We start from the raw sequence: 4,875 nt of genomic DNA on the forward strand, positions 1-4,875 counted from the left end.
GCCTGGCCCAGCGCGGCGGGGATGGGCCAGACGGGCTGAGTCACCCGCGCGGGGCCACGGCCCGGCCCGCCCGTCCGCTCCTCCCGGCTTCCCCGGACTCGACCTTGCCGATCGCCGCGAGCAGTTCCCAGGGCAGCCGGCAGCCGGGGTCCGTCCTGCCGACCGAGGTCTCGGCGGCTCGGTAGGCGCGCAGCACGGTGGCCGGGATGCCCGACTGGACGCGCAGGTCCCGCCCGAGCGCGGGGGAGGCCGAGGCGGCCTCCGCAGTCGCCAGGGGCGGGAGTTCGGTGTGGTACGAGCCGTCACCCGGTGGAGCGAGTTCGGCGTACGGATCGCCCGCGGCCACCGGCCCCTCGTGCCGGCCGGGGTGACCTCGACGCGGACGGTGGCGATGAGCTTGGCCGTGCCGGACCGGGTGTCGAGCGCGGTGACGGCGGCGTCGGTGACCGTGCCGCGTGCCGAGGTGCCCGCCTCGGCCCCGGTGTCGCCCAGTTCCTCGCGCAGCGGCCCGGTGGAGGCGTCGCGCCAGTCCCGGATGCTCCGCTCCGCCCGTTGGTGAGCAGCACCTCGCGCGGACCGAAGGTGACCAGTTCGCGCCGGAAGAGCATCCCCATGTTGTCGGGCACGGTGGCGGCGATGTCGAGGTTGTGGGTGACGATCAGCATCGTCGCGTCGATCTGCGCGTTCAGGTCGATCAGCAGCTGGGAGAGGTAGGCGGTGCGCACCGGGTCGAGCCCGGAATCCGGTTCGTCGCACAGGATGATCTGCGGGTCCAGGACGAGCGCGCGGGCCAGGCCGGCCCGCTTGCGCATGCCTCCGCTGCTCTCTCCCGGGAGCTTGCCCTCCGCGCCCAGCAGTCCGACGACCTCGATCCGCTCCATGACGATGCGGCGGATCTCGGACTCCTTCTTGCGGGTGTGCTCCCGCAGCGGGAAGGCGATGTTGTCGAAAAGGGACATGGACCCGAAGAGGGCTCCGTCCTGAAACATGAGACCGAACAATTTACGGGTCTCGTGGATATCCCTTTCGGGACTGTTCACCATGCCCACTCCGTCGATGAGGACACGGCCCTTCTCGGGTTTCAGCAACCCTATGAGCGACTTCAGGAAAACGGTCTTCCCGGTGCCGGACGGGCCCAGCATCACGCTGACCTCTCCGGCCGGAAGAGTAAAGTGACACGTCCCGCCAGATGCTCTGCTTACCGAAGGACTTGGTCAGGCCCTCGACCACTACTTCGATTCCCATATCACCTCCAGCGGACGTCCATCGAATAGGCGCTGCGGGCGCACGTTAGGTCGGCGCGTCACACGTCGACAACGGGTGCGGCACGGATCACCGCCGTCCCTCCGGAACTTGTCACCGTGCAGACAACTCGTCGGCCCCGTACTTGTCTCCGGGGAGACAGGGCGGGGTCCCGCACCTCCGGAGGGTGTGGACGCGCGAGACCCCGCCGACGAACGCCCCGGCCCGAGGGAGGGTGGGCCGGAAAACATCCGTCATGGCTCCGGCCGACGGGGGCCACCGACCTGGAACCGAGCACCGCACCGGCACGTTACGGCCGAGTAACCTCGACGGGCAACACCGGAATACGAGTTTTCCGGGATACCCACTTCGGCCATCCAGAACCTGTCAGCACGGGCACAAAAACGCGTCGGTAACTTGTTGGCCGGTGAGCATCACGACCCGCCGCCGGCGGCGACCGGAGACCGACTGCCGCGCACCGGCCGTATATTCCCATCCTGGCAGCAGGTGACTAAGGTGATGCGCTGACCACTCACCCGGGAAACAGCTTGTTCCCTTTTCAAGAGAATCATGGACCGTCGCATTGTTCGGCTAAATCTACCGCCGGTAACGTCATGGCTCATGGACGGTCGACGTCCAGCCGCGGGCCGCATGTCCGCTCCCTCACCCACGGGGCAGCGGCCCGTCTCTGCCGGTCAACTCTCAAGGAGTTCCCCAGCCATGAAGACGTACATGAAGAGAACAGCCGTCGCGGCGTGTGCGGCCGCGGCCGCGCTGGCCCTCACCGCCGGTACCGCCTCGGCGGTGCCCTCCACGGTGTGGACCGTCAGCCCCTCCCCGGCCTCCTTCCAGGCCGTGAACGTCGGCAACATCGTGCTGACCGCCACCATCCCGACCATCGTCGGTTCCAACCCGTAAGCCGGTGTCCCGCTGACAACCGCCCGGCCGGCACCCCCGGCCGGGCGTTCGCGGGCTCTGCGCCGGATCCCGCCGACACCGTCCCTTCCGCCGAGCGGAGTTGTATGAGAGCCCAACGAGCCGTCATCCCGCGGCCACGCCGAGCCCGCGCCAAGCTCACCTCGATGGCCGCGTTCGTCGTGCTCGCCGCCCTGATCCCGACCACGGCCTCGGCCGCGGGCACCCAGGAGGTCGACGCCGAACTCCCCTACGTCTGCGCGCTCCCCTCGGGGAAGGCGCCCGCGACGGTACGGATCTCGGCGGACTTCCCGCAGCGGGTGAAGGCGGGCGAGGCGTTCTCGCCCACCGGCGTCACGACCACCGTGGAACTCCCGGCGCAGGCGGTGGCGGACCTCACCGCGCGGGACGCGGCCGAGGTGCGCCCCGTGACCCGGCTCGCCGTCGGTGTGGCCCAGAACTCGGCCACGGCGGCGGCGACCTGGCGGGGGAGCTCCGAGCCCGTCGCCCTGCCGGAGTCCGGGCCGCTGACGCTGACCACGCGGGGCGACGTCCCCTCGGTGTCGGGCCGGAGCGACGGCGACCTGACCTTCACCGCCGGCGCCCTGGCCATCGATCTGGACCTCGGCACGGCGGACGGTACCGAAACCGGCACCGGCACCGGCACCGAAAGCGACAGCGACAGCGACAGCCCCAGCGCCAGCAGCACGGGAAGCGCTTCACTGACCGTCGGCTGCGCCCCCGCCGAGGACGCGCCGGACAAGCGGCTGCTGGCCACCGTGCCGGTCGGTCCCGACTCACCGGGGACCGGCGGTTCACCGTCCGCACCGGCACCCGACGGGACGTCCTCGGCGCCGGAGAGCGGACAGCGGGACCGGCAGGGCGACCGGTCGCCGAGGGTGCTGGAGAACTCACCGGGCACCGCCGCGGACCGTGACGTGCCGCCGTGCCGCTACGACGAGCAGCACCCTCCCATGCCGCGGTCGCTCAACGCCTACGTCACGGGCTACGCCAACGTGAAGAAGCAGAAGGGCGCCTCGTACCTCCCGCCGTCCTGCGTCCTGATCATGGACGGGGGAGAGTTCCGCTGGGCCCGCCGGGTGCTCCAGCTCGTCGACGACGGGGCCGTACCGGACGCCCCGCTGATCCGCTGCGAGGACCATCTGACGACCCTGTGGCTGCTGTCCGATGGGCCCGCCGGGTGCTCCAGCTCGTCGACGACGGGGCCGTACCGGACGCCCCGCTGATCCGCTGCGAGGACCATCTGACGACCCTGTGGCTGCTGTCCGACTCCGCCCTCGTCGACCGTGTCGCGGCCCGGGAACTGGCCCCGCTCGACAAGCTGACCGCCAGGCGGCGCGACCGGCTCGTCGAGACCCTCCGGGTCCACGTCTCCACCCGGGCGCCCGCGGAGCAGGTCGGCGAGATGCTGGGCGTGCACGCCCAGACCGTCCGCTACCGCCTGCGGACCCTGGACACCTATCTGGGCGACCGGCTCGCCGATCCCGATCACCGCTTCGCCCTCGAGGTCGCCCTGCGCGCGCTGCACCTGCGGAGCCACCACGGCACGGAGTGACCCCGCGGCCGGCCGGGGCAGCGGGCGACCGGCCAGCCGCTGCTTCAGTCGAGGAGGTCGACACCGAGCCCGCCGTTCCCCGCGGGCCGGCGCGAACGGCGCGTCCGGTCCCGGCGGAGCCGGTGGGACGGGCGGGCCGTGCGGGCCCGCCCGCCGTTCGGTGGGCGGTCAGTCCTCCGGGCACTCCTTCCACGCCATGTGGTACGTCGTGCTGATGTCGCCGTCCGTGGAGTCCATGGTCATGAAGCTGACCTTGTCGGGCGACGTGGAGCCGGCGCTCACCCGCAGCTCGGTGTTGATGTTGAAGTTGCGCTGGACTCCGCAGGGCGCGTAGACCAGTTGGGCCCAGTCGGTTTCGTCCGTGGCCTGCCAGTTGTCGTCCTGGGGCCCGGCGAACGCGTGGGTGCGGAACTCCGTGTTCGGGGAGCCCTGGAAGTAGTACGACGCCCTCTGCGTGCCCCCGGCGCCGGGCTGGAGCGAGGCGAAGCCCCGGTAGTCCGCGCTGGCGATGGCGTAGGTGAAGCCCTGGGGGACGTGGACCAGCAGGCTGAGCTGGCAGTTCTTGCGGAACGCCGTGGGGTCGGAGTTCCCGCCGGCCTGGGCGAGGTAGTCGCTGTAGGTCACGGTGAACGCGGTGTTGTCGGCCGAGACGGCGACGGCCGCCGTGCCCTGGGGGCATCCCGATCCGTTCACGGTGGCGACCTTGATGACGATCTTGTCCGGCGGGGGGTCCTCGAAACCGGTCGACGGGTTGTGCGCGGGTATCGCGGCGGTGAGGAGCGCGGCCGCCGCCGCACTCATGAGCATGCCACCAGCCATGGTTCTCCATCCTGAGTGGGGGGTTGCGGTGTTGGTTGAACCGTCATGCACATGCCAAACACGCAGGCACGCGCTCCCGGCTTCGTGAAGGAGACATGGAGGTGCGGTGAAGACCGGGAGCGCTCGCATCGTATGAAGCCCCTCGACCGCCGGACAGAGCGAACTCCGGCCATTCACTTCCGCCATGACCGGGCGGGACACATGGGGCGTCCCGGGAGGCGCGTGTGAACGGAAGGTTCCCGTTCGTGGACAATGGCCCACCGGCACCACGCGCGGCAGGACGACAGGAGGCGCTCCCTTGGAGCTCAGCAGGCGTACCTTCA

4 protein-coding genes and 2 pseudogenes are annotated in these 4,875 nt (G+C 70.7%); 3 read left to right on the plus strand and 3 right to left on the minus strand.

Annotated elements, in window-relative coordinates; genetic code table 11:
* Positions 1-40: 40 nt before the first annotated feature.
* Both B9S61_RS32050 and B9S61_RS32060 read right to left on the minus strand, forming a co-directional pair.
* On the minus strand, positions 41-346 hold the full coding sequence (locus B9S61_RS32050) for a hypothetical protein (RefSeq protein ID WP_374936265.1): 306 nt from the start codon (positions 344-346) through the stop codon (positions 41-43).
* A gap of 205 nt (positions 347-551) precedes the next feature.
* Positions 552-1,245, minus strand: a pseudogene (locus B9S61_RS32060) (ABC transporter ATP-binding protein); the annotation flags it as partial.
* Between the two features lie 717 nt (positions 1,246-1,962).
* On the opposite strand from B9S61_RS32060, the gene B9S61_RS32065 reads away from it, so the two are divergent.
* The 3 genes and pseudogenes from B9S61_RS32065 to B9S61_RS32075 form a co-directional block, all read left to right on the plus strand.
* Positions 1,963-2,160, plus strand: a complete 198-nt coding sequence (locus B9S61_RS32065; RefSeq protein WP_103545328.1) for a hypothetical protein — start codon at positions 1,963-1,965, stop codon at positions 2,158-2,160.
* Between the two features lie 164 nt (positions 2,161-2,324).
* Positions 2,325-3,404: a DUF6801 domain-containing protein gene (locus B9S61_RS32070; protein WP_308457805.1), complete on the plus strand. Its 1,080-nt coding sequence runs from the start codon at positions 2,325-2,327 to the stop codon at positions 3,402-3,404.
* Positions 3,341-3,733: pseudogene (locus B9S61_RS32075) on the plus strand (helix-turn-helix domain-containing protein); the annotation flags it as partial. The gene B9S61_RS32070 and the pseudogene B9S61_RS32075, both read left to right, overlap by 64 nt.
* Before the next feature lie 168 nt (positions 3,734-3,901).
* Here B9S61_RS32075 and B9S61_RS32080 read toward each other — a convergent pair.
* Complete coding sequence (locus B9S61_RS32080; protein WP_103545329.1) at positions 3,902-4,552, minus strand: DUF4360 domain-containing protein; 651 nt, start codon at positions 4,550-4,552, stop codon at positions 3,902-3,904.
* Between the last annotated feature and the right edge of the window lie 323 nt (positions 4,553-4,875).

Origin of the sequence: Streptomyces sp. SM1 (genome assembly GCF_002910825.1) — a bacterium.
Classification (GTDB): Bacteria; Actinomycetota; Actinomycetes; order Streptomycetales; family Streptomycetaceae; genus Streptomyces; species Streptomyces okerensis.

Bases quoted from the DNA above. Each gene is read 5' to 3' on its own strand.
- B9S61_RS32065 (WP_103545328.1), top strand. From the start codon at position 1,963: ATGAAGACGTACATGAAGAGAACAGCCGTCGCGGCGTGTGCGGCCGCG.
- B9S61_RS32070 (WP_308457805.1), top strand. From the start codon at position 2,325: ATGGCCGCGTTCGTCGTGCTCGCCGCCCTGATCCCGACCACGGCCTCG.
- B9S61_RS32080 (WP_103545329.1), bottom strand. From the start codon at position 4,552: ATGGCTGGTGGCATGCTCATGAGTGCGGCGGCGGCCGCGCTCCTCACC.